At 35.6% G+C, this 24,195-nt stretch carries 26 protein-coding genes and 1 other annotated feature; of the genes, 15 read left to right on the forward strand and 11 right to left on the reverse strand.

Going from position 1 to position 24,195, the window contains the following annotated elements:
* Positions 1-72: 72 nt before the first annotated feature.
* Positions 73-1,626: an ABC-F family ATP-binding cassette domain-containing protein gene (locus IAE52_RS09645; RefSeq protein ID WP_033900266.1), complete on the reverse strand. Its 1,554-nt coding sequence runs from the start codon at positions 1,624-1,626 to the stop codon at positions 73-75.
* Positions 1,627-1,655: 29 nt separating this feature from the next.
* Positions 1,656-2,123 carry a DUF3013 family protein gene (locus IAE52_RS09650; protein WP_010905112.1) on the reverse strand — a complete coding sequence of 156 codons (468 nt, stop codon included), beginning with the start codon at positions 2,121-2,123 and terminating at the stop codon, positions 1,656-1,658.
* Between the two features lie 151 nt (positions 2,124-2,274).
* Between IAE52_RS09650 and IAE52_RS09655 the strand changes: the two genes are divergently transcribed.
* From IAE52_RS09655 to IAE52_RS09665, 3 genes are read left to right on the forward strand one after another with little or no spacing between them, the layout of a single operon-like run.
* Entirely contained in the window at positions 2,275-2,763 is a 489-nt protein-coding gene (locus IAE52_RS09655) for a GNAT family N-acetyltransferase (RefSeq protein ID WP_012896945.1), read from the forward strand.
* Between the two features lie 43 nt (positions 2,764-2,806).
* Positions 2,807-4,066, forward strand: coding sequence for a replication-associated recombination protein A (locus IAE52_RS09660; protein ID WP_109990576.1), 1,260 nt, complete (start codon positions 2,807-2,809; stop codon positions 4,064-4,066).
* Between the two features lie 54 nt (positions 4,067-4,120).
* Entirely contained in the window at positions 4,121-4,906 is a 786-nt protein-coding gene (locus tag IAE52_RS09665; RefSeq protein WP_021722894.1) for a ParB/RepB/Spo0J family partition protein, read from the forward strand.
* A gap of 51 nt (positions 4,907-4,957) precedes the next feature.
* Here the strand turns inward: IAE52_RS09665 and IAE52_RS09670 are convergent, their stop codons facing one another.
* A complete protein-coding gene (locus IAE52_RS09670; RefSeq protein WP_109990575.1) occupies positions 4,958-6,739 on the reverse strand; it encodes a heavy metal translocating P-type ATPase in 1,782 nt (593 codons plus the stop codon).
* Positions 6,740-7,102: 363 nt separating this feature from the next.
* On the opposite strand from IAE52_RS09670, the gene rpmF reads away from it, so the two are divergent.
* Positions 7,103-7,276, forward strand: coding sequence for a 50S ribosomal protein L32 (gene rpmF / locus IAE52_RS09675; RefSeq protein WP_010905107.1), 174 nt, complete (start codon positions 7,103-7,105; stop codon positions 7,274-7,276).
* Positions 7,277-7,305: 29 nt separating this feature from the next.
* Positions 7,306-7,455, forward strand: a complete 150-nt coding sequence (gene rpmG / locus IAE52_RS09680; RefSeq protein WP_003132258.1) for a 50S ribosomal protein L33 — start codon at positions 7,306-7,308, stop codon at positions 7,453-7,455.
* A gap of 78 nt (positions 7,456-7,533) precedes the next feature.
* Here rpmG and IAE52_RS09685 read toward each other — a convergent pair whose 3' ends face one another.
* The 5 genes from IAE52_RS09685 to IAE52_RS09705 all read right to left on the reverse strand — a co-directional run bounded on the left by IAE52_RS09685 (position 7,534) and on the right by IAE52_RS09705 (position 10,798).
* Entirely contained in the window at positions 7,534-8,124 is a 591-nt protein-coding gene (locus IAE52_RS09685) for a flavin reductase family protein (RefSeq protein ID WP_003132255.1), read from the reverse strand.
* Between the two features lie 10 nt (positions 8,125-8,134).
* Positions 8,135-9,304: a ring-cleaving dioxygenase gene (locus IAE52_RS09690; RefSeq protein ID WP_017863957.1), complete on the reverse strand. Its 1,170-nt coding sequence runs from the start codon at positions 9,302-9,304 to the stop codon at positions 8,135-8,137.
* Positions 9,305-9,354: 50 nt separating this feature from the next.
* Entirely contained in the window at positions 9,355-9,975 is a 621-nt protein-coding gene (locus tag IAE52_RS09695) for an alpha/beta hydrolase (protein WP_012896940.1), read from the reverse strand.
* Between the two features lie 30 nt (positions 9,976-10,005).
* Complete coding sequence (locus IAE52_RS09700) at positions 10,006-10,203, reverse strand: DUF4649 domain-containing protein (RefSeq protein WP_012896939.1); 198 nt, start codon at positions 10,201-10,203, stop codon at positions 10,006-10,008.
* A gap of 127 nt (positions 10,204-10,330) precedes the next feature.
* The gene (locus IAE52_RS09705; RefSeq protein WP_010905090.1) at positions 10,331-10,798 is read right to left on the reverse strand and encodes a universal stress protein; all 468 of its coding nucleotides are present in this window, start codon (positions 10,796-10,798) and stop codon (positions 10,331-10,333) included.
* Between the two features lie 400 nt (positions 10,799-11,198).
* Between IAE52_RS09705 and IAE52_RS09710 the strand changes: the two genes are divergently transcribed.
* From IAE52_RS09710 to plsX, 8 genes are all read left to right on the forward strand, one after another.
* Positions 11,199-12,032, forward strand: a complete 834-nt coding sequence (locus IAE52_RS09710) for an SDR family NAD(P)-dependent oxidoreductase (protein WP_033900271.1) — start codon at positions 11,199-11,201, stop codon at positions 12,030-12,032.
* Between the two features lie 225 nt (positions 12,033-12,257).
* A complete protein-coding gene (locus IAE52_RS09715) occupies positions 12,258-13,538 on the forward strand; it encodes an O-acetylhomoserine aminocarboxypropyltransferase/cysteine synthase family protein (RefSeq protein ID WP_033900272.1) in 1,281 nt (426 codons plus the stop codon).
* A 273-nt stretch (positions 13,539-13,811) separates the two neighbouring features.
* Complete coding sequence (locus IAE52_RS09720; protein ID WP_033899627.1) at positions 13,812-14,645, forward strand: Rgg/GadR/MutR family transcriptional regulator; 834 nt, start codon at positions 13,812-13,814, stop codon at positions 14,643-14,645.
* 188 nt (positions 14,646-14,833) lie between these two features.
* Positions 14,834-15,301 (forward strand): hypothetical protein, encoded by a 468-nt coding sequence (locus IAE52_RS09725; protein ID WP_012896935.1) that lies wholly within the window; start codon positions 14,834-14,836, stop codon positions 15,299-15,301.
* A 21-nt stretch (positions 15,302-15,322) separates the two neighbouring features.
* Entirely contained in the window at positions 15,323-15,526 is a 204-nt protein-coding gene (locus IAE52_RS09730; protein ID WP_012896934.1) for a hypothetical protein, read from the forward strand.
* Positions 15,527-15,838: 312 nt separating this feature from the next.
* On the forward strand, positions 15,839-17,476 hold the full coding sequence (locus IAE52_RS09735; protein ID WP_033900563.1) for an ABC-F family ATP-binding cassette domain-containing protein: 1,638 nt from the start codon (positions 15,839-15,841) through the stop codon (positions 17,474-17,476).
* Between the two features lie 125 nt (positions 17,477-17,601).
* Positions 17,602-18,414 carry a Cof-type HAD-IIB family hydrolase gene (locus IAE52_RS09740; RefSeq protein WP_012896932.1) on the forward strand — a complete coding sequence of 271 codons (813 nt, stop codon included), beginning with the start codon at positions 17,602-17,604 and terminating at the stop codon, positions 18,412-18,414.
* A gap of 102 nt (positions 18,415-18,516) precedes the next feature.
* The gene (plsX, locus tag IAE52_RS09745) at positions 18,517-19,512 is read left to right on the forward strand and encodes a phosphate acyltransferase PlsX (protein WP_200136785.1); all 996 of its coding nucleotides are present in this window, start codon (positions 18,517-18,519) and stop codon (positions 19,510-19,512) included.
* Positions 19,513-19,570: 58 nt separating this feature from the next.
* Here the strand turns inward: plsX and IAE52_RS09750 are convergent, their stop codons facing one another.
* The 3 genes from IAE52_RS09750 to IAE52_RS09760 form a co-directional block, all read right to left on the reverse strand.
* Positions 19,571-19,921, reverse strand: coding sequence for a hypothetical protein (locus IAE52_RS09750; RefSeq protein WP_058206645.1), 351 nt, complete (start codon positions 19,919-19,921; stop codon positions 19,571-19,573).
* Between the two features lie 59 nt (positions 19,922-19,980).
* Entirely contained in the window at positions 19,981-21,294 is a 1,314-nt protein-coding gene (locus IAE52_RS09755; RefSeq protein ID WP_023163567.1) for an APC family permease, read from the reverse strand.
* A 160-nt stretch (positions 21,295-21,454) separates the two neighbouring features.
* Positions 21,455-21,892 carry an OsmC family protein gene (locus tag IAE52_RS09760; RefSeq protein ID WP_033900569.1) on the reverse strand — a complete coding sequence of 146 codons (438 nt, stop codon included), beginning with the start codon at positions 21,890-21,892 and terminating at the stop codon, positions 21,455-21,457.
* A 161-nt stretch (positions 21,893-22,053) separates the two neighbouring features.
* Positions 22,054-22,288 (forward strand) — a binding site (T-box leader).
* 104 nt (positions 22,289-22,392) lie between these two features.
* On the opposite strand from IAE52_RS09760, the gene trpS reads away from it, so the two are divergent.
* Both trpS and IAE52_RS09770 read left to right on the forward strand, forming a co-directional pair.
* Positions 22,393-23,418 (forward strand): tryptophan--tRNA ligase, encoded by a 1,026-nt coding sequence (gene trpS, locus IAE52_RS09765; protein ID WP_033900570.1) that lies wholly within the window; start codon positions 22,393-22,395, stop codon positions 23,416-23,418.
* A 116-nt stretch (positions 23,419-23,534) separates the two neighbouring features.
* Positions 23,535-24,185 (forward strand): HD domain-containing protein, encoded by a 651-nt coding sequence (locus tag IAE52_RS09770; RefSeq protein WP_021723190.1) that lies wholly within the window; start codon positions 23,535-23,537, stop codon positions 24,183-24,185.
* Positions 24,186-24,195 lie beyond the last annotated feature (10 nt).

A 24,195-nucleotide genomic window follows, 5' to 3' on the forward strand; every position in this document is an offset into this window, starting at 1 on the left:
AGTATAACTGCAGTTCAACTACCAGTTTTTAAGAAAAATTAGAGATGAACTAGCATAAGAATTAATCAGTAATTACAAAATACGAGTTGTCCATTCTTCACAGTTAATGACATCAGAAACTAGACCTTCATAAAATTCTGGTTCATGTGAAACCATCAAAACAGTTCCCGGATATTCAATAAGTGCACGCTTGAGTTCTTCTTTAGCGTCCACGTCCAAATGATTGGTTGGTTCATCCAAGATGAGAATGTTAGATTCGGTATTCATTAATTTAGCAAAACGTAATTTTGCTTGTTCTCCACCTGAAAGAACATAAACACGTGATTCAATTTGTTTAGCCGTCAAGCCCACCCGAGCAAGTGCCCCGCGGAGTTCTGCTTGATTCCAACTTGGATACTCATCCCATAAATCATCAAGTACCGTTTTTTGCGAAGGATTTTTGATTTCTTGCTCATAGTAAGCAATATCTTGGAAATTTCCTTTTTCAACTTCCCCATCAAGACTTGGAATCAAGCCCATTAAACTCTTAAGCAAAGTCGATTTCCCAATCCCATTGGAACCAATAAAGGCAATTTTTTGTCCAGCTTCTACTTTTAAATTAATTTCTGACGACAAAGGTTCATTGTAACCAATAACTAAATCTTTTGCCTCAAAAACGAGACGACTTGGTTTTCTACTAAATTTAAAATCAAAATGAGGTTTTGGCTTTTCAGAAATAGTCTCAACAATTTCCATTTTCGCCAATTTTTTCTCACGCGCTTTTGCTTGACCAGATGTTGCCACATTCGCTTTTTTACGGGCAATGAAATCTTTAAGTTTAGCTTGCTCAGCGACCTGCGCATTATGCAAAGATTCAAGCTGTGCCTTTTTCTCTTCAAAGACACGTTCAAATTCCGCATACCCCATTGAATAGCGGGTAATCCCTAGACCATGCACATGATAAATGATATTGACCACTTCATCCATAAATGGCACATCATGCGAAATCAAAATAAAGGCATTTTCATAGTTTTTAAGGTAATTTTTCAACCATAAAATATGTTCTTCATCCAAATAGTTTGTTGGTTCATCCAAAAGCAAGATATCTGGTTTTTCAAGCAAAAGTTTACCAAGTAAAATTTTTGTTCTTTGCCCTCCAGAAAGCTCGGCTACATCTTTATCCAAAAGAGGAGTTAAACCAAGACCTCGTGCTGTTTCTTCAACTTTGGCATCAATGAGATAAAAGTCACTATTATCCAATTCTTCTTGAAGTTCTCCTACATTCTCAAGCGCAGCATTCATCTCATCTTCTGACATTTCTGCCACTTTCATGTAAGTATCATTGATTTGCGCTTCTATATCAAAAAGATATTGAAAAGCCTCAGCCAATGCTTCACGTGTCGTTTTACCTTTTCCAAGCACAGCGTGTTGATCCATATAGCCAACCCGGTGTTTTTTCGACCAGATTACTTTTCCCTCATCAGGAACCAGAGTTCCTGTGATAATATTCATGAAAGTTGATTTACCCTCACCATTTGCCCCAACAAAGCCGATGTGCTCACCTTTTAGCAAACGGAAACTTACATCTTCAAAAATTGCGCGGTCACCAAAACCGTGGGATAGATTTTTTACATTTAAAATACTCATTTTTTATTTCTTAAATCTTTCTAAATTTCTTAATATCTTGGATACTTATAAAAGTCTGTTTCAGATAAATCAGCAATGCCATTTTCAAAAGCTTCTTTATCCCAATTGACTGAAAATTCTTCGGCAGCTTCATCAGCTAGAAAGTCCATTAAATCATCCAAGCCTTGATCGGCACTTTCTTGTAAAAATTGAGCAAAATAAGCCAAAAATTCACGAGATAAGCCTTTTTCACCATAAGGAATTGTTGCCAAATAATCATTTTCATCAAAACGTGATTTAGCGGGATTATAAAATAAAACTGCATCCTCATAGACGATATTTTCTGCTGATTCTACTCCTTCTGCATCAGTCAAAAGCGCTCCAGAACTATTTTCTGCCTCTAGTAAAAAGCTGACTTCTACCGCAAAATTACGCTTATCCCAATTCATTTCAAAATCATAAGTAAATCCTTTTTCTAAAACTTCTTCCAAAACATCTAAAAATCCAAATTTAGCCATTGTTCACACCCTCTTTATATTATGTTAAAATAATTATAACAAAAATTTGCTCTAGAAAAGTCGCAAGACTTAATAAATCAGTTCATTTAATAGCTTTTTTACGTTTATAATGTGTAAATAGATATTTTTTTAGAATTTGGAGAAAGATTTAATGGAAATTAGAAAAATAGAACCACGTGACTTTGTCAAAGTTGCTCAATTGGAAAATGAAAACTGGACCCTAGCTTCAACTCCACATGTCATGGATTCCTCAGCAGAAAAAATTATCGGTAAAATTATGACTGGAACCACTTATTTTCTGGCAGTAGAAAATGATGAAATTCTTGGAATACTTGATTACGGCCCCCGCCACAAATCTGAATTTGGAAGACATACTGTCACCTTTGGCATTATGACAGCACAAGAAGCCAGAGGTAAGGGCGTAGCTACTACACTAATAAACTTCTTTATTGATTTTGCAAAAAAAGAAGGATTCAAAAAAATTACAATTCAAGTGATGGGTTCAAATCCAGCAGCCTTGAAACTTTATAATAAATTAGGCTTTGTTGAAGAAGGACGTTTGAAAAAAGAATTTTTCATTGATGGTGAATATATTGATGATTGCATTCTCGCCTTCTATCTAGACAAAAGCCTTATGTAAACCAGATTTACATTTGTTGTAAACCTATGGATTGGAGAATAATATGGCACAAAATCTTGCAAGACGAATGAGACCAAGAAATATTGATGAAATTGTTGGACAAAAACATTTAGTTGGTAAAGGAAAAATCATTCGCCGAATGGTCGAAACTCAACTTCTTTCAAGTATGATTCTCTACGGACCTCCTGGCATTGGTAAAACTTCAATTGCTTCAGCGATTGCTGGAACAATGAATGTCGCATTTCGGACATTTAATGCAACGACAGACACTAAAAAAAGACTTCAAGAAATTGCCTCAGAAGCCGAATTTTCTGGTCAGCTTGTTTTATTACTTGATGAAATTCATCGCCTAGACAAACCTAAACAAGATTTTCTTTTACCACTTTTAGAAAACGGACAAATTATTTTAATTGGAGCAACAACCGAAAACCCTTATTTTTCAGTTGTTCCAGCGATTCGTTCTCGCGTACAGATTTTTGAATTAAAACCTTTAGAACCAGAAGATTTAGAATTTGCTGTAAACCTAAGTTTACAAGATAAAGAACGTGGATTTGATTTTGATGTGACCATTGACGATGATGCACTTTACTTTTTAATTCATTCAACTAATGGGGATTTACGTTCTACTTTTAATTCCTTAGAATTAGCCGTTCTTTCCTCAGAAGAACACCATGTCACTTTAGATGATATGGAAAATTCTTTGCAAAGAAAAGCTGCAACTTTTGATAAAGATGGCGATGCTCATTATGACTTGCTTTCTGCTTTACAAAAGTCAATTCGTGGTTCTGATGTCAACGCAAGTTTACACTATGCGGCTCGTTTAATTGAGGGCGGAGATTTGCAGAGTCTAGCCCGGCGCTTAACCGTTATGGCTTATGAAGATATTGGTTTAGCAAATCCTGATGCCGCACTTCATACGGTTTCAGCATTATCAGCAGCCGAAAAACTCGGTTTTCCTGAGGCACGGATTCCCCTTGCCAATATCATTATTGACTTGGCTTTATCCCCTAAATCAAATGCGGCTTATTTAGCGATGGATGAAGCCATTGCTGATTTAGGAAAATATGGAAATCTTGCTGTCCCACCACACTTACAGGATGGCCATTACGCTGGGGCAAAGGATTTAGGAAGGTCTGTAGAATACCAATATGCTCATAATTTTCCTAATCACTGGGTAAACCAACAGTACTTACCTGATAAAATTAAAAATGCTGATTATTTCCGTCCTGATGATATGGGAAGATATGAAAAAGCACTCCACAGTCGTAAAGAATGGATTGATGAACAAAAAAAGAGGAGCTGACAAATCTGTCAGTAAATAGAGCACAATAAAATTTACTGACAGAAAGTGAAAAATATGGTAGAACAAATCACTCAACTTAAGTTGTCAACAATTGTAAAAAACCCTTACCAGCCTCGTCTTGTTTTTGATGAGGATAAATTAAAAGAATTGGCTAATTCTATCCAAGAAAATGGCGTTTTACAACCCATAATCGTTCGTAAATCAAAACTTGTTGGCTATGAGCTTTTAGCAGGTGAACGTCGGTTTCAAGCTTCAAAATTAGCTGGTTTAGAAACTATACCAGCAATTATTAGAAGCTATTCTGATGAAGAAATGATGACTCTCTCAATTTTAGAAAATTTGCAGAGAGAAAATCTCAATCCCCTAGAAGAGTCCAAAAGCTTGGCACAACTGGCTGACAAATTGGGAATGACCCACGATCAAATCGCTAAGGCCCTTGGAAAATCAAGGTCTTATGTCTCTAATCTTATTCGTTTACTTGGTTTGCCTGACACAATTTTGAAGCATGTTGAAAATCGAGAGATTTCACCTGCTCACGCTAGAACACTTTTAGCTGAAAAAAATCCTAAAAAGCAATTAGAGCTCGTTGATAAAATAATTAAAGAGCAGCTCAATGTCAGAGCACTTGAAGCTATTATTTATGGTGAAGAAAAAGTTACTGACAAATCTGTCAGTAAATTAAATATCAATCTTTTTACTGACGAAACTGAAAAAGAACTGATGAAAAAATTGGGAAATAGGGTTAAGATTCAAGCAAATAAAAAATATCAAGGGAATTTATCCATTCACTTTGATAATCTTGATGAACTAGAACATCTAATAAAATTACTAAAAAAATAAAAAAATTTACTGACAGAGGACTTTTAAGCATTCCGTCAGTAAATTTTTTATTTATCCTCTTAAAGCCCGAAGCGCATAGAGAATTGAAACAACATCAATGATCTCTTGGAACAAAGCTCCAATCACAGCTGGAATCACTCCCAGAGCTGCAATAAACATCAAAATAATACAAATGATAATCCCAATCATGACCGCTTGTTTAGCAATTTTTAACGTATCACGACTGATTTCAATAGATGTCGTCACTTTCCTAAGGTCATTTTGCAATAGAACAATGTCAGCCGCTTCACTCGCAACTGTACCTGAGCCCACACCAATCGAAATTCCAACATCTGCTGTGGCTAGAGCTGGAGCATCATTAACTCCATCTCCAACCATAATTACTGGTCTATTCGTCGCATTTTTAATAAATTTTAATTTTTCATCTGGCATCAAACCTGCATAAACATTGTCAATTCCAACAGTGCTCGCAATTTTATCAGCAACAAGTTGATTGTCACCCGTCAACATTGTAATCTTTTCAAGACCAATTTTTCTCATCTGAGCAATTGTTTCTTTAGCTTCTGGTCTTAAAGTATCAGAGAATGTGACCGCCCCAACATATTTACCTGCTTTACTCACATAAAATGCTGTTTCATAGTTGAGATTATCAGGTGCAAAAGCAAAAGAACTTCGCCCAATTTTAATTTCTTGACCTTCGATTTCTCCAATCACACCAAGTCCAGCAACCTCAGTTAAAGAGGTCAATTTTAATGGTTGAACCTTTTTATTTTCAGCATATTCAACAACAGCTTTTGCTAAAATATGACCACTTGATTTTTCAACCGTGTAAACCAACTGTAAAAGTTCTACTTCATCTACTGTTCCTATTGGTTTTAGACTGTCAACCTTAATTGTCCCCTCAGTAATTGTACCTGTTTTATCTAAAAATATTTCCCGAGCTTTTGCTAATTTTTCGATGACTGTTCCATTTTTGATTAATGCTCCATTTTGACTAGAGCGACTCATTCCCGAAACAAACGCGATAGGAGCTGCCAGAATCAATGGACAAGGGCTTGCAACCACTAAAACTTCCGCAATCCGCACTGGGTCACCAGAAATAAAGTAAGCAACTGCTGCAATAAGATAGGCAATAATTGTAAAAGGAACCGCATAACGATCAGCCAGGCGTACAAATTGAGCTGGAGTTTTCTCCGTTTCTTTAACCAGTTCTACAATCTTTTGAAACTGTGATTCTGCCGCTATCACCGTAGTTTCAATCTGGATACTAGAATTCCCATTGATAGCTCCCGAAAGAACAGGATCACCTTTTACTAATTCATTCGGCTTGGTTTCACCCGTCAATGACGCTGTATCAAGTACCACTGCCTCAGAAATAAGTTTCCCGTCAATTGGAATAATTTCCATCGGTCTAATCAATAAATGACTCCCGACTTCCACATGGTCTATCGGTAAATCGACCACCTTATCTCCTTTTTGCACATGAGCAATATCTGGCGACTTATCTAATAAAGCAGCTAAAGCTCGGTGAGCTCGACCATTTGCATAGTCTTCTAAACTCTCACCTCCAACAAGCATGAGAATAATAATCAAAGAGGCCCAATATTCGCCCACTAGTAAAGTAGCAATAATGGCCGTGATGGCCAATAAGTCAACACCATAAGAGCCAGACCGTAAAGTTTTAATCATTTCAATCAGCATTGAGAAAGCCAAGACTCCCCCAGCAATTGTAACAATTAAGCGTGCCAAAAAAGGCTGATTAAAGCCAAAGTAAGCAATCAATGCCACGCCTGCAATGACAAAAACAAGAATCAGTTTTTTCCAGTTCTTCATTCATTTCTCCTTAAAAATTTAATTGTCCTAGAACATTGCCCTGCTTTGTGAGGAGTTTTTACGACCTGATTGTCTTCTCCTTACGCCGCTTTGATTCTTTCGAAGCTGAGCTTAAATTTTTAAGTTATCCGTTAAGTTACTTCTATTTTATCAAATTTGCGCTAAAGGCCCTATCATTTTAGTTGTCAAAGATATTTGTCAGTACTTTTGCTTACTCAAATTTTACTGACAGAAAGGTTTGCAAAAATTTGTCAAGTAATTTTACTTTACAAAACTTGCATTTCTGAAAATTTATGCTATACTAATAAAGTACGTTTTTGCACTCTGCAAGAACGAGATAAAATTCTACGGAGGAAAAAAACAATGGCAGTACCTGCACGTCACACTTCATCAGCAAAGAAAAATCGTCGTCGTACACATTACAAATTGACAGCTCCAACTGTTACTTTTGACGAAACTACTGGTGACTACCGTCACTCACATCGCGTTTCACTTAAAGGCTACTACAAAGGCCGCAAAGTTCGCGACACTAAATAATTCGACAAAAGTTATAGAAAGGGACTATCATGCGCGTAAATATTACACTTGAACATAAAGAATCTGGTGAACGTCTGTACCTTACTCAAAAGAACAAACGCAACACTCCAGACAAATTGGAACTTAAAAAATACTCTAAAAAATTGCGTAAACACGTAATCTTTAAAGAAGTTAAATAATAAAAATGACCTTCGGGTTATTTTTTTATTTTTAAAGCAAATAAAAACTTACTGACCAATCATCAGTAAGTTTTTTATTTATCTAGGTCGTAAAAGGCTGAATCGATTTCCTAAGGTACTGTAATCATCACCCGCTAAACGCCCAACTGGTTTGAGTTTATTTAGATTGACATGAAAGTTTTCCTCATCCAATAGTTCCTCTGCAAAAGAGAAATTGACAACTTCAAGAAGAACTAAATGCCCACTCTCTCCTAAAGGTAAATGATGATACAATTTAGTTTCTAAACGAACATTTGACTCCTTTAAACTTGGAACCTGAACTTTCTGAGAAGGGACAAGTTCAAGTGAAAATTCTTCCGCTTCACTAATATGCTCCGCTAATGGTGCTGCCGTTTGATTCATAAGCTCCACATTATCCTCATTCACAAGGTGAACCACTGCTTCTTTCGTCGTCAATAAATTATTCAAACTATCTTTATTTCCCGTAAACGAAATGGATAAAAGTGGTGGATTTGACGAAGCAACATTGAAAAAACTAAAGGGTGCCACATTAACTAGACCTTCGAGATTTTGACTGGTCACCCAAGCAATTGGGCGTGGAACAATACTGCCTGACAGAAGTTTATAGACTGTTTTTTCGTCGAGCTCATTTGCTTGATATGATTTCATCAGTTCTCCTTTATTGCACTGTTTCAGCCGGAGTTCCAGCTTTGTGTTCCAATACTTTTTCAACAGTCCATAGTTCATCTTTTGTGCGGTCACGATGAGCATCTGAAGTGTCCAATGGACGTAAACTTGCGGCTGTTCTCGCTTTAGTAGCTTCATCTCCTGGGAATAAATGAGGAGGTAAGCTCAAAGATAAACCTGATTCTTCCTTAGTTTGGTCAATCCAGAAACCAGAAGTAATTAGAGCTTCTTCATAAGAATCAACGGCTCCTAGACCTGATTTTGCCATGTCCAATGCCCCAATCCCTGGTGTGTAAGTCGCAATTTCAAAGAGAACTCCTGGTGCTACTCTGACATATTCACTTGAGAAATAGAAACGGTCAACCAAACCAGAATGTGGCAAACGGAAAGCCTTAATGCGTTCAATCCAATAGTTTAAAGTTTCAGGATTTGTTGTTCCCAGAGCTAAATGATGAATCGTACCATAACCTTGATAAGCGTAAGCTTCTTTTTCACCAGCTTCTTGAAGAATCAAAGCTGCTCCATTTCCACCATTCGCCACTTCAAAAAGATGTAAATCAGCTTCTTGCCCAGCGTAACGGAAGCCAAAAACTGTTTCCAAAATGGTCCGAAGATTTTCGGCATTTTCAACTTTTACAAAAACAGGACCAAGCCCAGTAATTCCATGTTCTTGCGGAACATTAGAAAGTTGCCAAGAACGTCCTTTTGAATCATCCCCACTATTATTTTGGTCAGAAATCAATTGATACAATTGACCATCAAAATCTTCAAACTCTAAGGTTTTTTGACCAAATTTACTAGAAATTTCGCCATGTTTAACATGGGCATTGTCAAAACGACGAGTCCAATAATCTAAGGACGCATCTGTCGGTACACGAAATGAAGCACGTTCAATATTATTAACTCCATGATTTCCTTTAGGAATATCTTTGAAATCAAAGAAAGTCATATCAGCTCCATGCCCATCTTCTTCTGTGAAAAAGAGGTGATAAGTTTCATAGTCATCTTGATTGACTGTTAATTTTGCTAAACGCAGACCCAAGATATTTGTGAAAAAATCATAGATTTTTTGAGCACTTGAGGTGATTGCTGTTACGTGGTGAACACCACCAAGAGTAAGATTTTCAGGTATTTTTGTTTCAATTTTTGTTAATTCAGCCATTTGTTTTCTCCTATTTAGTTACTTTGCACTGAAATTTTTTCAATACAAAATTATTTTGTTTCTGTAAGCCATTTTTTAGCGGCTAAAACTTCCTCTTGCGTCAATTGATGACCAAGTGAACTTTCATATATTTCAAGCTGACAGCCTGAATCTTCCAAATCACCTTTTAAATCACCAAAGTTTTTCTGAGGAACAATCATATCATTTGGTGCATAGCTTAGAAAGACATGCTTATCATCAAGTTGAACGGTCTGTTCAAAGTCTTCCAATTGCATCCCATGAAAGGCAATAATTTTATCAAAATTTATTTTTCCTCTAAGAAACATATTCAAAGCTACATTTGCACCATTTGAATAACCGATAGCTATCATTTTATGGACGTCAAGGTCATGTTTTTCAGCCAACAAACTGACCTCATCCGTCAACCAGTCTGTTTCTTCATCTAAAGATTCAAGATCAAAATTTTCTTTAGTAAAACCACCTAAGCCTCGGAGTTTAAAATAACGATTGACTCCTTGCTCATTAATACGTCCACGAATTGACAAAATAGGATGTGAAGGGGCAATCATTTCAGCAATTTCTACTAATTGATGCTCATCTCCACCCGTGCTATGTAATAACAAAAGAGGTGCCAAATCTTTACGACCTGCCTTAAAAACATAATCTGTCATCTTTCCTCCTCCATTCACGATTTCAGATTCTTATTTACTAAGTTTGAAATACAAATCAGCAACATTTCCACTAAATTCTTCAACTTGTCCAGAAATTACAACTTCAAGAACTTTCGCTGAATCATCAATTGCCGGAATTTCACGATTTTGTAGTGTTACGAATTCATCTACACTAGCAAATTCTTTAGTCATTGTACGTCCATCAAGGGTTTTAAAAGTAACTTTCATTGTTCAATCCAACTTTCTCATTTCTATGTTTACAATTGTAAACGAAAAGAATTTCATTGTCAAGGAATTTATTTTTAAAATACAAAAAAACCAGCAAATGCTTGCCGATTCTTGAAATCTATCTAATTTATTTGATGATTGTTACACTACAAGGTGCATGTTTAACCACGTAAACTGCTGTAGAGCCAAGCAACATTCGGTCAAGAGCGCCTTTTCCTGAAGAGCCCATCACAATCATATCAATTTCATGTTCTTTAGCGAAATCGACAATTTCATTTTTTGCCGAACCATCAACTCGAATTTCTTCAAACTTCACTTCATTATTGATAATTGCCAAAGCTTTGTCTAAAACTTCTTTAGCTTCATTATCTGCACTTTCTTCAAGTACAGGAACTGCTGGAACTACTGGAATAGCTGGTGCAGGAACCACAGGAACTGGGTTACCAGCTGCATAAATACTGTTTTTATCCGTCGCATGTAAAACGAATAATTGTGAGTTGTCTCTTTTAGCAAGGACAATAGCTTCTTTTAACGCTTCTTCTGCCTGCTCAGATCCATCAATTGCGACTAGGATTTTTTTATAATTTTTACTCATTGTAACCGTCCTCCTCACTACAATTTTACGTTATTTCAGAGAGCAAGTCCAATTAAACGCTGTACAATTTATTCTATAAACCATTTATAAAAAATCACTTTCTTACTAAGAATGCTTCAAACTAGCATTATCACTCAATCATCAGGTCCTTATAGTTAGAATTGATTTATAGAAAAGGGATTCTAAAAATACAAAAACATTTTCTTTTTCATTTAAGTTTCATTTCAGCATTATAACGTATAATAGTTTCCATACTCCTAAATAAACTTTTTTCATAAATACTCCTAAAACTTCCGTTTACTCCGCGGAAGTTTTTTTAGCCTTTGATTTACTAAAGTGGTATAATTACTTTTAAAATCATGAAAACAAGATACAGACAAATTGAAAGGACTCTAAAGAGATGACACAAAAAATTGTTGCAATCACAGGTGCTTCAAATGGAATGGGATTTGAGGCAGCAGAACTTTTTGCCAAACGGGGTTGGAAAGTATACGCTGGGGCACGCCGCGTTGAAAAAATTCCACAATACGAGAACAACATCAAAGCACTAAAACTAGATGTTACTAGCTCTGAATCAAACCAAGCCTTTGTGAAAAAAATTTTAGATGAGGCAGGTCATATTGACGTCCTCATCAATAATGCAGGTTATGGCGAATACGGACCAGCCGAAGAAATCCCAATGGTTAAAATTCGCAATCAGTTTGAAACCAACTTCTTTGGTGCGGTTGAATTAACTCAACTTGTCTTACCAACAATGAGAGCTCAAAATTATGGACGAATTGTTAATATTTCATCAATTGGTGGAGATGTCTATATGCCACTTGGTGCTTATTATCACGCTACAAAAGCCGCCCTTCAACAATGGTCTGACGTTTTGGACCTCGAAGTTTCCCAATTTGGTATCCGTTCAGTTTGTGTTCAACCTGGTGGAACTCAGTCAAGCTGGGGAAATATTGCCCTAGAAAATTCTAAAAAGAATATGAGTTCAAACTCTGCTTACCAACCTTTGGTAAATTCTGTTGCTTCAGGACTTGACCGTTTTATGAAAAATAGTGCTAAAGCTTCTGATTTAGCTGAAGTTTTTTATAAAGCTGCGACAGAGATTAAACCGAGCCTTCGCTACCTCCACTCTTTCGGTGATAAATTCATGGTAAATGTTGCTCGTAAACATCCAAAAATCTTTCGTAAAGCTCTTCTTATTACAATGCGTTACTTTGAAAAGCACAATCAATAAAAATACAACCTTGAGTTGTATTTTTTTATTTCTACTTTTAAAAGTTCTATCAGCTCCATTAAAAAATCATATCGCTAGAATTTTCTGAATTTCTTATAATTATAATAAGTTTTATAGCTAAAGGAGAAAGCTATGGTTCAAGAATTGCTGACGAATAATCAACGAATGTGATTAACGACTATTTTTTATACTAACTAAAATTTTCGAAAATAGGAGAAAAAAACTATGACTAATCACAATTATAAATTCGACACTTTGCAAGTCCATGCAGGACAAGTCCCTGATCCTGTCACAGGTTCACGCGCCGTTCCGCTCTATCAAACAACTTCTTTCGTTTTTAACAATTCAGACCATGCCGAAGCTCGTTTTGCTTTACAAGATCCTGGAGCTATTTATTCACGTTTAGGAAATCCAACCAACGATGTTTTTGAAGCACGCATCGCAGCTCTTGAAGGTGGAAGTGCAGCCCTTGGTGTTGGTTCTGGCTCAGCCGCTATTACCTATGCCATCTTGAATATCGCTACAGTCGGTGATAATATTGTTTCCGCAAGTACCCTTTATGGTGGAACCTACCACCTTTTTTCTGGGACTTTACCAAAATATGGAATTACAACTAAATTTGTCAATCCAGATGACCCGAAGAATTTTGAAGAGGCGATTGATGAAAAAACCAAAGCTATTTATTATGAAACTTTGGGCAATCCGGGAAATAATGTGATTGATTATGATGCCATTGGTCAAATTGCTAAAAAACATGGAATTCCCGTTATTGTTGATGCAACGTTTACTACCCCTGTGGCCTTTAAACCATTTGAACATGGTGCTAATGTAATTGTTCATTCAGCAACGAAATTCATTGGCGGTCACGGTACTTCTATTGGTGGAGTCATCGTTGATGGCGGAAACTTTGATTGGGCAAATGGTAAATTTCCTGATTTTACACAAGCTGATGAAAGCTACAATGGGATTAAATTTGCCGAATTGGGTGAAATTGCTTTTGTGACTCGGATTAGAGCTATTTTATTACGTGATACGGGTGCGGCTTTATCGCCTTTTCATTCTTGGCTTTTCTTACAGGGGCTAGAAACACTCTCACTCCGGGTAGAACGTCACATCTCCAATACTAAAAAGATTGTAGAATTTTTAGACAATCATCCTAAGGTGGAACTTGTTAACCATCCTCTGCTTGAAAGTAATTCCTATCATGCGCTCTATCAGAAATATTATCCAAAAGACGCTGGATCTATCTTTACCTTTGAACTCAAAGACAAAGATGAGAAAAAAGCGCGTGATTTGATTGATCATCTTGAAATTTTCTCACTTCTAGCCAACGTTGGAGATACCAAATCATTGGCCATTCATCCTGCTTCGACCACTCACCAGCAGCTGAATGCCGAAGAACTTGCTAGTGCAGGGATTTCCAAAGGAACCATTCGTTTATCGGTTGGTATTGAAGATGTAACTGACTTGATTGCTGATTTAGAGCAAGCATTAGAAAAAATATAAAAAAATGAGCGGTAACCAGCCGCTCATTCTTTTGTTTAGGAGTAAACTTTATGAAAAATTTTATTGGAATAAGTATATTATAGTCAACTTGACTTAAGTTTTACTAAAACTAGGCTAAAATAAAACTTGAATTCCTACTAATGTATTAAACATACAAAAAATTTTATCATTATATCTTCTAGCCTTGAATCAAAACTTAACAGTTTTTTTGATGACAAAAATTACAAAAAACTGTATAATCATGTTAAATATTTTACTTATCAAGGAGAAGCAATGCCATATACAGGTTATGGAAAAAACTTTAGGTTAATCCGCAAACAAAAAGGATTGCCTTTATCCTATTTTCAAAGAGTGGGTATCGACAAAATTGGATTGAGTCGTTTTGAACGTGGATTAAGCATGATGGGATTTGAAAAAGTTGATGTGATGTTGCAAGAAATGAATGTCAGTTTAGCAGAATATGAACTTGTAATTAATCATTTCGTTCCTGACTTTCAAGAAGAGTTTCTATTTGAAGTTGAGGAGGCAGATTTTGCTCAAGACGAAAAAAAATTAAAGTCACTCTATAAAGAGGCCAAAGAATCAGGCTTTTCTTATTTAGCTTTATCTGTAAAATCACGATTTGAGAAACTTACATTGTCGGAGATAAATTTTGTCGTTAAACTTTTAACAGAAGTAACTTCATGGGGCTATTTCGAGCTTTCTATCGCTTATTTTGTATTAGATAATTTGGATACTCTCACAATCCAGTCGTTAATGAGTAATTTTGAACAAAAGAATCAAAATTATTTTGGGATTTATAAATATCGTCGTCGAATTTTCCAAATTTTTTATCGAGCTTTAGTCATTCTATCTTCACGTGGTGAAAAAAAGCTGAGTCAACAGATTTTGAAGATGATAGAAAAACCAAACCGAGCAGGAATTGACCTTTATCTTGAAGTCTTGCACAAAATGGCTATTGGATTTTATAATTATTCCTTTGTTGATGAAAATGAAGGTTTAGCAGAGATTAGAAATGGGCTCGCTATTTTTGACTTATTGGGTCAAGAGAAATTAAAAGATTTCTATGGTAAGCGAAACAAGCATTTTTTGAATAAAAACCTGTAATATTTCCGTAGTGATAACACTACGGCTTTTTTGTTGTTAGACTTGACTTTTGGATTATAATAAAAGTATGAAAAAACAAAAGCGAGAACTTTACGATCTCAAGTTACTCCCTCTCTCTGTCTAGTGAAATTTTCTCCCAATTTCATTGGACTTTGCTAAATCTTTAGATAGAAATCGGAGAAAACGTTATGAAGACGAAAAAGAAACTAATCAAAATTCTAGGAGTTCTTTTTATGCTTGGTGGAACGTTCCTAGCTTCTAATCACATTAAAGCATTAGGAATGGATGCGCCTATTACAACAATTACCACTAAAATTTCATCTGTTAGAGTATACAATCGCTTTGTAGGTATTTCATCTCTTACCCCCTACTGGGCGAATGCTAACAGCTATACAATTTCTAGTGGCAGAACTTTATCAGCTTCAGGAAGTTCAAGCTATCAGGGAACCGGATTCACTTTATCTGCCTCAATTACAAAGAGCGTATCTGTTACTATTAGTGCCAACAAGTCCAAATTAAGTAAATTAGGAATTTGGGTAGATACTACACTAACCCGTTACAAGGTGGTACAATACATGTATGGCAGTCCAGTAAGAACTGCGTATAAAGTTACATCAGCTCCTTTTAACTATTATGTCAGAGTTTACTATAAATGAATGATTGAGAGGAATAAAAACATGAATAAAAATTATTTTATAGGAGCCTTAATTTTTTTAGCCCTAACCTTATTAATTTGGGGAATAGGAATTCCCGCCACGCTTATCTTTAATCAGTTGGGATATTCTTCAAATGTTTTCATAACATTTATCGAATTTAATGGAATTGGTTTTGTGGCTTTAGCTATTTCAATTATTTTATTCATTAAAAATAGCGATAAATAAAAAATGAGCGGTAACCAGCCGCTCATTCTTTTGTTTAGGAGTAAACTTTATGAAAAATTTTATTGGAATAAGTATATTATAGTCAACTTGACTTAAGTAATGCTAAAATTACGCTAAATTGAAACTAAACTTCGTCTTTTTGTAAGAACATGAATGAAAAACTTGTCAAGATTTATAAAAAAGTGGGCTTTATAAAGTCCAAGATTTATGATAAAATAAGGGCAGAATGCTTATTTTTGAGCACAAAAGTAGTCAAACTACTTTATCGAAAAATATTTGAGATTTATTCTCATCAATAAAAAAGGAAAATACATGCTTACAGTATCTGATATTTCATTACAATTCTCTGACCGCAAGCTTTTTGACGAAGTAAACATCAAGTTTACACCGGGAAACTGTTACGGTTTAATCGGTGCCAATGGTGCTGGTAAATCAACTTTCTTGAAAATCTTGGACGGTGAAATTCAACCAACAACAGGTCACATCTCAATGGGGCCAAACGAACGCATGTCTGTTCTTCGTCAAAATCATTACGATTACGAAGACCAAACACCACTTGATGTCGTGATGATGGGGAATGAAAAACTTTTCGCCATTAATCAAGAAAAAAATGCCATTTACATGAATCCTGAGGCGACAGATGATGACTTTATGAAAGCTGCCGAACTTGAGGCAGAATTTGGCGAAATGGGTGGTTATGAAGCCGAAGCTGACGCTGCTCGTCTTTTGCAAAACCTTGGCATTAAAGCTGAACAACATACAGATTTGATGGCCAATTTAACTTCTGGCGAACACGTTAAAGTCCTTCTTGCTAAAGCACTTTTTGGTAAACCTGATGTTCTTCTTCTTGACGAACCAACCAATGGACTTGATATTCAAGCAATTGCTTGGCTTGAAGAATTTTTGATTAATTTTGAAAATACCGTTATCGTTGTTTCCCATGACCGTCACTTCTTGAACAATGTTTGTACTTACATGGCTGACCTTGACTATGGTAAAATCAAACTTTACCCAGGGAACTATGATTTCTGGAAAGAGTCTTCTGAACTTGCTCTTCGCTTGCAAGGTGACCAAAACCGTAAAGCTGAAGAAAAAATTGCCGAGTTGAAAGAGTTTATCGCTCGTTTCTCTGCTAATGCGTCTAAATCAAAACAAGCGACATCACGTAAGAAAATGCTTGATAAAATTGAAGTTGAAGAATTTGTTCCTTCATCACGTAAATATCCATTTGTTGGTTTTGAACAAGAACGCGAAATCGGTAATGATTTACTTCGTGTCGAAAATCTTTCAGTTGCGATTGAAGGAGAAGTGATTATCGAAAACATTTCATTCATCTTAAATCCTGGTGATAAGACCGTATTTATTGGTCAAAACGATATTCAACAAACAACGTTACTTCGTGCTTTAATGGATGATGTAGAAGATAATTGGACCGTAACTGGCGATATTAAATGGGGAGTTACATCTTCTCGTTCATATCTTCCAAAAGATAATACCAAAGATTTTGATACAAGTGACTCTATTCTTGACTGGTTGCGTCAATTTGTATTGACAAAAGAGGAAGACGATAATACTTACCTTCGCGGTTTCCTTGGACGTATGCTTTTCAAAGGTGAAGAATCTTTAAAAGCTGTCAATGTCCTCTCAGGGGGAGAAAAAGTTCGTGTCATGCTTTCTAAAATGATGCTTCAACGAGCTAATGTGCTTGTTCTTGATGACCCAACTAATCACTTGGATTTGGAATCTATTTCTGCACTTAATGATGGTTTGAAATCATTTAAAGGCTCAATCCTCTTTGCTTCACATGACCATGAATTCATTAATACTATTGCCAATCACATTGTTGTTCTTGGTAAATCTGGTGTCATTGACCGTATTGGTGAAACTTATGATGATTTCTTAGATAATGCAGAAGTACAAGAAAAAGTAAAAGCACTCTGGGCCGATTAAATTTATTATTATTTAGTTCGTTTACACTGTTGTGTAAACCAAGTTTACAGTTCTGTCAGTAAAATTTACTGACAGAATTCATTTTCATCCACTGTTAGCGCTAACAGTGGACTGGGGGAGAAGTCATGAATCAAAATTTAAAACTTTTTGCGACAGATATGGACGGAACTTTTCTGCGCAATGACCATTCGTATAATCACAAAAAACTCGCTGAAGTAATTAAAAAAATTCAAGATAGAAATCTTCTTTTTGCTGCTTCTTCTGGACGTTCTTTACTTGGTTTGATTGAAGTTTTTTCAGAATATAAAGATCAAATGGCTTTTGTTGCTGAGAATGGTGGAGTTGTTGCTTATAAAGGAGAAATTCTCTTTGCAAAAGATTTGACTGTTGCTCAAACTCAAGAATTAATTGATGACTTGCAAGAGATGCCGTTTAGTCCCAAAAATGATTATTTAATTTCTGGTCTTAAAGGTGCTTATTATCCTGAAGGTATTTCTAAAGAATACCTTGCTCATGCAAAACTTTATTATCCTAACTGTCAACTTTACCATCGCTTAGATGAAATTGATGACAAACTGCTCAAGGTTACAACCAACTTCCCCGAAGACCACGTGCGTGACTGTGAACAATGGATTACAGACAGACTCTCTTTCGTAAGGGCAACAACAACTGGTTTTACTAGTATTGACATCGTGCCAAATGGTATTTCTAAAGCTTCTGGTTTGGCACATTTGTTAGCGCATTTTAATTGGCTCCCTGAAAATTTAGCTGTTTTTGGTGACCAAATGAATGATTTGGAAATGTTTGAATACGCTGGTTCTTCTTTTGCTGTCAGTAACGCAGCGCCTGAAATTCTTGAACTAGCTGATAAAGTCATTCTTTCTAATGACGAAGATGCTGTACTGGTTGAGATTGAAAATATTTTAAATGAAGAATAATTTTATTCAATAGATTTCCTATTGTGAAAAAAAGTGACTATCTGGTCACTTTTTTTGTTATAATTTTAATGAGAGATTATTTGATTTGGAGAAAATAAAAATATGAAAATTGCAATTGATGCAATGGGAGGAGATTTTGCTCCCGAAAATATTGTCAAAGGTGTAAACTTGGCAAAGAAAGAACTTTCTGATGTTACCTTCCAACTCTACGGAGATGGGGCAAAAATTCGTCAATTTTTAGACGATGAAACAAATGGTGAGATTGTTGAAACAACTGAAATCATTGATTTTCATGATGATCCAGTTGCTGCCATTAAATCAAAAAAAGACAGCTCACTTGTCCGAGCTGTGACTGCTGTGAAAAAAGGAGAGGCTGATGCAGTCTTGTCTGCCGGCTCAACTGGTGCACTTTTAACCGCCGGCTTACTTTTGGTTAAGAGAATTAAGCAAGTGTCACGTCCAGCCTTGATGTCAACCTTACCGACAGCTGATGGTCGCGGTTTTGATATGCTTGATTTGGGAGCAAATACTGAAAATACGGCCCACCACTTAGTTGATTTTGCCATTTTGGGTTCATATTACGCTGAAAATGTTCGCGGCATCAATAAACCACGTGTTGCTTTGATTTCTAATGGTGCCGAAGAATCTAAAGGTTCGCCAACTGTCAAAGAAGCGCATGAAATTTTGTCAGCTATGTCTGAAATCAACTTCATCGGAAATATTGAATCTCGTGATTTACTTTCAGGTGGGGCTGATGTTGTAGTAACCGATGGTTTCACGGGAAACGCCATTTTAAAAGCGATTGAAGGAACAGCAACTGTTCTCATGAAAGAAATAAAATCAGCCATCATGGCTGGTAGTGTCACCACTAAAATCGGTGGGGCTCTAATTAAAAAACCTTTGTCTGGACTTAAAGATTTGATGAGTACAGATGGAGCTGGTGGAGCTGCTTTTGTTGGTCTTAAAGCACCTGTTGTTAAAGCTCACGGAAATTCAAGTGAATTGGCGATTGCCTCTGCCTTGAAACAAATTCATAAAATGTTGGAATCAGATGTTTCTGGTAAATTAGTCGAACATTTTGAAAAAATGGACAAATAAAAAACTCGGGAAACCGAGTTTTTTTTACTGACAGAATTGAGCTGTCAGTATTTTTTATCTACCATTTATACTTCGTACCGAAATAGTTAAAGATAATCATATCAACAACTAAAATTAGTATCATAAAATTATAAGGAGACTCTTTTTTCAAAAAAATAGAATAAATAAACAAAATTACAAAGAGTGGAATAAAAATCCAAGCCCAAAAAACTTTTTTCTGATAAAACTTTTCGGGTAATGGTTTTCTCGATTCATTTTTGTCCTTAATGAAAAAAACTAAAACTAGTCCAATTATTAAAGCAGTAAAACTAGCATTTTGTATTGAATGACTGGGGATGAATTGCAAAATTAGACCAATTATTAAAAAAATACTGCTCAACAACCAAAATGTATATTCTTTTTTTGTCATATTTTTCTCCTTATTTTACTGACAGCTTTCTTCAGTAAAATAAAATTTCTAAAAATTACTTACAAACGTTTAACAGTATTGACATCTGCTCCTTTTGACTTTTCTTGGTGTTCTTTGAGCCATTTTTCACGTTCATCATCATCTAATTTAACGACAAAATAAATCATAACAAGTAATATCAAGATTCCTAAACCTAAAATTAGGACGGATAAAGTAAAGCTTGTCAGTAAAACCAATGAAAAGAGAACCGAACCAATTCCAATCAAAAGGAATTTTTTCTTAATGTTAGCAAGTCCAGTTGATAAATATTGAACAAAACTCATAAAGACAGTCAGGCCACTCAGAAAAACATAATTTCCACTCAAAAAGAGAGCTATTCCACAAACTGTCGTCAAAATAATTGCCCAAGTGGGGGTTCCAAAGCGATTATTTTTAGAAACAAACATAGGCACATCTTCATGAGCCTGAGCCAAACTGGCTAAAATTGTTGGTGTATTAAAAGTGGTCGCAACAATAACACCAAAAATTGAAAAACATATTCCGACAACAAAGAGCGGAATTCCAATGCTACCCACGATTTTACTAAAAGCTGTTGCCGCAGGCACAAGTGTTTTAGTCAGTTCTGGCCCCAATGCCCCAATGGTAATGGTTTGAATAATCAGATAAACAGCCAAACAGGTTAACATGACAAGGGACATCATTTTTGGTAAATTTTTTGCTGGATTTTTCATTTTTTCAGCATTCACCGGTAGAAATGAAAAGCCAGTGAAGAAAAAGAATACAGTACCGTAAGCTGACAGAAATCCTTTAAAGCCACCTAAATTTGCTGACGAAGCTGTCAGTAAATTTGGACTTGAAAAATTAAGACCACGTACCAACCATAGACAAGTAAAAATAAAAACAAGAACTAAGACAATTTTCACAAAAGAAGTCAGATTGTCTAAACCAGCAATAATTGAACTCCCAAAATAGGAGATAATTCCTAAGGCCAAAATAATAATGATGCCAATTAACCGACTATTAAGATTTGGAAGAATCATTTTCATTGCTGTCAGTAAAGCCGAAACCTCTGTAGCTAGTGTCACTGTACCTAGCAACCATGTCACCATTCCCACAATAAAGCCTGGAAAACGCCCAAAAGTTTCTTTAGCATAAACAAAAGCTCCACCATTTTTTGAATAAATCTTACTCATGTTGGCATAAGCAAAAGCAATCACAAAAATCGATAAACCAGCACATAAAATAGCCAGTAAACTCCAAATTCCTGCATCTTCATAAATTTTGCCAGAAAGTAAGAAAATTCCTGAACCAATAATGGAATTCACACCCAACAGAAAAATGGCTGCCGGTGATAATAATTTATTTTCTTTCATTGAGACCCCACTTATTTTAATTAAGTTAAGACTTTGTTAAATTTATTGTTAGTTAAATTATATCAGAAAGGCCTCATTTTTCGTCATTATTTCACCAGTTTATGCAAAAAACTAAGCTATTCATCAATAACTTAGTTTTTCTTTTATTCTATAAAATAGACTAGCCTAAAGTCGCTTCAAGTTCAATATCGACTCCTGACAGAGCCTTAGATACTGGACAGCTTTCCTTTACTACTTTGGCAATTTCTTGAAAATCAGCTTCAGAAAGTTCTGGTATCACTGAACGATTAGTCAATTTAATTTTTGTAATCGCTGGACCATCTGCTGTTGCTTCAAAAGTAACATCTGCCGTTGTGTCAATAGAAGTTGCTACTAAGCCTTTTTGCCCTAAAACCATTGAGAATGCCATACTAAAACAGGCTGCATGAGCAGCTCCCAAAAGTTCTTCTGGTGTGGTAATATGAGCTTGACTTTCTGAACGTGCTTTGAAATTATAGGGAGTTTCTGTAAAAATTTGAGAACTTTCAGCAGAAATTGTGCCAAATCCGTTTTCTAAAGTGTCCTCCCAATGTGCTGATGCAGTAGAGATATTTTTCATTTTTTCCTCCTTAATAGAACTGTGCAATTGCTTTATGAATTGAATACTTAAGTTGTATTTGTAATTCTCTCTTGTAATTTGAGTATATCTTTTTGCAATTGTGAATTCAAGCAAATTGATTTTCTACTTTTTAAAGTTTGACAGTTCATTACAAAAAGTGTAAAATTTAAAACAACAAGAAAGTAACTTTGATTTTGAAATCTTTAGGAAGTTGGTGGTTGTGCAAACCAACGTTTTCAGCAAAGTGAATGGGCTTGTGATTAACTAATAAATTTGATTTAAAAAAATAAAGAATCACGGCCGCTTCCGTTACAGAGCAACTTGTTTTTTGACAAGTTCTAAGAAAATCATTTGATTTTAAATTTACGGTGGCACCGCGCTCATAGCGCCCGTAGGACTTTTTATAGTTCTATGGGTGCTTTTTTTATTTTTTATTTAGTGTAAACCAGTTTACACTCTTCAATAATCAATCTAATCCAAACACACATAAGGAGAACAAAATGACAAAACCAACTATTTTAACTGGAGACCGTCCAACAGGAAAACTTCACATCGGCCACTATGTAGGCTCTTTGCAAAATCGTGTCAAAATGCAAAATGAAGATAAATACAATATGTTTGTCTTTTTAGCTGACCAACAAGCTTTAACTGACCATGCAAAAGAACCTGAACTCATTCGTCAATCTGTCGGTGATGTTGCCCTTGACTACTTAGCAGCAGGACTTGACCCTGAAAAATCAACCATTTTCATTCAAAGTCAAATTCCTGAACTGGCTGAACTTTCAATGTATTATATGAATTTAGTTTCACTTGCCCGCCTTGAACGCAATCCTACTGTAAAAACAGAGATTGCACAAAAAGCTTTTGGTGAATCAATCCCTGCCGGCTTTTTAGTGTATCCAGTTTCTCAAGCTGCTGATATTACTGCTTTTAAAGCCACTCATGTTCCAGTCGGAAATGATCAAAAACCAATGATTGAACAAACACGAGAAATTGTTCGCTCATTTAATAATGCTTATCACACAGATGTTTTAGTTGAACCAGAAGGAATTTACCCTGAAAATGAAGCTGCTGGTCGTTTACCTGGACTTGACGGAAATGCCAAAATGTCGAAATCTCTTGGAAACGGAATTTTCCTTGCTGATGACATGGACACACTCAAGAAAAAAGTGATGTCAATGTATACTGACCCCGACCATATCAAAGTTGAAGATCCTGGTAAAATTGAAGGAAACATGGTTTTCCATTATCTTGACGTTTTTGGTAAAGCTGAAGATGCAGAGCAAATTGCTGAAATGAAAGCCCAATATCAAGCGGGTGGTCTTGGTGATGTGAAAACAAAACGTTTCCTTCTTGATGTTCTTGACCGCGAACTTTCACCAATCCGTGAACGCCGTATTGAGTTTGCACAAAATATGGACTACGTTTACGATATGCTTAAAGCAGGCTCACTTAAGGCCCAAGCTGTAGCCAGTCAAACTCTTGATGAAGTTAAGTCTGCAATGGGAATCAACTATTTCAAATAATTCATTTTCAAATTTTACTTCCTTAGCCTTACTAATCTTGAGGATTTACCAATTTACACTATTTGGTTTTAGTTGACACTGGTGTAAACTCAAGTCATTTATTTTGGAGATTTAACTTGATTGATTTAAAGAAAATTAAAAGATTTGCTCAAGAAATTCATGATAAAAATAATGATGGACATGGCTTTGACCATATTGAACGGGTCGTTGCTCTTGCTCAAAAAATTTTACTGACAGAGCCGTCAGCAAATCAAGAACTTGTTCTAGCAACTTGTTATTTACATGATACTTATGATGAAAAATTAACAGATGATGTTCCTAAACAAAAAGCTAAAGTTGCGCAATTTTTAAATGAGCTTAAAATTGATAAAAAGCTCATTGATGAACTTTTTATGATTATTGACAACATGAGTTTTTCAAGTAATTTAATTGAGAGAAAAACACTCTCTTTGAATGGACAAATTGTGCAAGATGCTGACCGCCTTGATGCAATGGGAGCTTGGGGAATTGTAAGGACACTTGAATATGGTTGGGCAAAAAATCGAGTCTTTTATGACCCAAATCTGCCACCTTTAGATTACAATTCTAAAGAAGACTATCATAGTCAAAAAAATAACTCCACACTCAATCATTTTTATGAAAAATTATTTTTGTTAAAAGATTTATTAAATACAACCGAAGGAAAAAGACTAGGCGAAAAGCGTGATAAAATAATGCACCTTTTTGTCAGCCAAATCGAAGAAGAATACAAGGAAACTCATTTTTAATTTTTACTGA

It is taken from the genome of Lactococcus sp. S47 (assembly GCF_016517475.1).
GTDB classification, from domain to species: Bacteria; Bacillota; Bacilli; order Lactobacillales; family Streptococcaceae; genus Lactococcus; species Lactococcus lactis.